This window comes from Salipiger marinus (assembly GCF_035481585.1).
Taxonomy (GTDB): domain Bacteria; phylum Pseudomonadota; class Alphaproteobacteria; order Rhodobacterales; family Rhodobacteraceae; genus Salipiger; species Salipiger marinus.
This window is the reverse complement of the sequence record NZ_JAYKSL010000073.1, coordinates 1-1646: the sequence shown is the minus strand read 5'-3', so window position 1 is coordinate 1646 and position 1646 is coordinate 1. Positions and strand designations below refer to the sequence as shown.

Below are 1646 nucleotides of genomic sequence, written 5' to 3'. Positions count from 1 at the left end.
ATTTCGACGGCGCGGTGACCGCAGCGCTCCTTTATCTGCGCACACCCGCCTGCGCCCCCGCAGGCCCGGCCGAGTACCGCCTCGCGCCCCGCAACGCCGACACCGTCTCTGGCGTCCCCGCCGGACCTTTCCCCACCCTTATCTTCTGAGGAAAAGCTCATGCCTGACAATGGTGTCAGAACCATCGATCTTACCCAGCTCACAACTGCCGAAGATCTCCTTGGCCATGACGGCGGCACGCTCGGCGTGGTGCCCCGCGAGACGCTGGCCCTGCTGCTGGCCGCCAGCGGCGCGGTGGCCGATCGGCTGGCCGAACTGGACCGCGCCACCTCCTATGCCAGCGTCCTGCGTCCGACCTGGACCGCCCTCGCCGCGCTCGCGCCCGAGGCGGNGCCAGCGGCGCGGTGGCCGATCGGCTGGCCGAACTGGACCGCGCCACCTCCTATGCCAGCGTCCTGCGTCCGACCTGGACCGCCCTCGCCGCGCTCGCGCCCGAGGCGGTCGGCCAGCAGGCCGAGGTCAGCCCCGAGGATACCGGCAGCCACACCGATCCGCAGTCGGGCGAGCCCGTCGCCAATGCCGGGCGCTATACCGCCTTCGGCACCGGGGCCGGGCAATGGGCTTGGGTGGATGGCGGCGGGCTTGGCGCAAAGCTCAGCATCACCGGCGCGCTGCAGGAGCTGTCGGGGCCGTTTGCCGGAACCGCCCGCACCAATATCGGTGCGGCCTCGCAGGAAGACATGGACGCGGCAGAGGCGGCGATTGCCACCAAGGCCTCGCAGGCGGCCATGTCCGCAGCAGAGGCGGCCATCGCCACCAAGGCGGGGCAGGATGACCTCGACGCGCTGACAGGGGTGGTGGACGGCAAGGCCGATGCCGCCGCCGTGCAGGCGCTGGACGTGCGCACGGGGTCCCTCGAAGGAGTAGTGCAGATCCTCGATCCGGACTTCAGCACCTTCTCCTACGCAGTGGTGGATGCGGACGGGACGGCGCTGACCATCTACGACCTTGAAGGCCAAGCTGTGGGCGGGGCCTCCGAGGATGCCGACGGCTTCGATCCCGACTTCTCGGAAGCCATATGGGCCATTGTTGGGCAGAACGACAGGGTGGCTCAGATTCTCCGCCAGGATGGCAGCATGGCGTTTCCGGGCGGCATGGGCACCGACACCTATCGCGTGACGGACATCGATGGCGATTTCTCTGAAAACGTCTTCACCGTGGTCGATCAAGAGGACAAGGTGCTGCAGCGGATCGACCGCGCGGGGAACGTCTATTTTCCGGCGAGCGATCAGGGCGAAGTCAGCAAACCGGCGCCCACCGTGCGGCGCCCGCGTGTCCACGAGACGCTGGCGCTGGACATCAACCACCATGTGATGAACGGCCAGTCCAACTCGGTGAGGAGCGGTCTCTACCTCCCGGTCAGCGATCCGCAGGATGTGGCGTTCTCGGGGGGCATCTTCCTTCAGGCGGAGGAAACTGCAAACACGCTGGTCGGTATCGGCACCGTGTCTGCAGAACAGTGCATCATCTGGAATGCTGTCCAGCAGCTGAAGTTCCTGATCCAAGGGAGCGCTGACTATTCCGCCGACGAAAATTATGAGGATGGCGATTACGTCATCCTGCCGTCCTCGCACGGCACCAGCGGC

At 67.0% G+C, this 1646-nt stretch carries 1 protein-coding gene; it reads left to right on the top strand.

Annotated features, from left to right (window positions below; genetic code table 11):
• Positions 1 to 404: 404 nt before the first annotated feature.
• Positions 405 to 1646 (top strand): hypothetical protein (locus VK682_RS27170; protein WP_324782984.1); only part of this gene is annotated, 1242 nt, incomplete at its 3' end.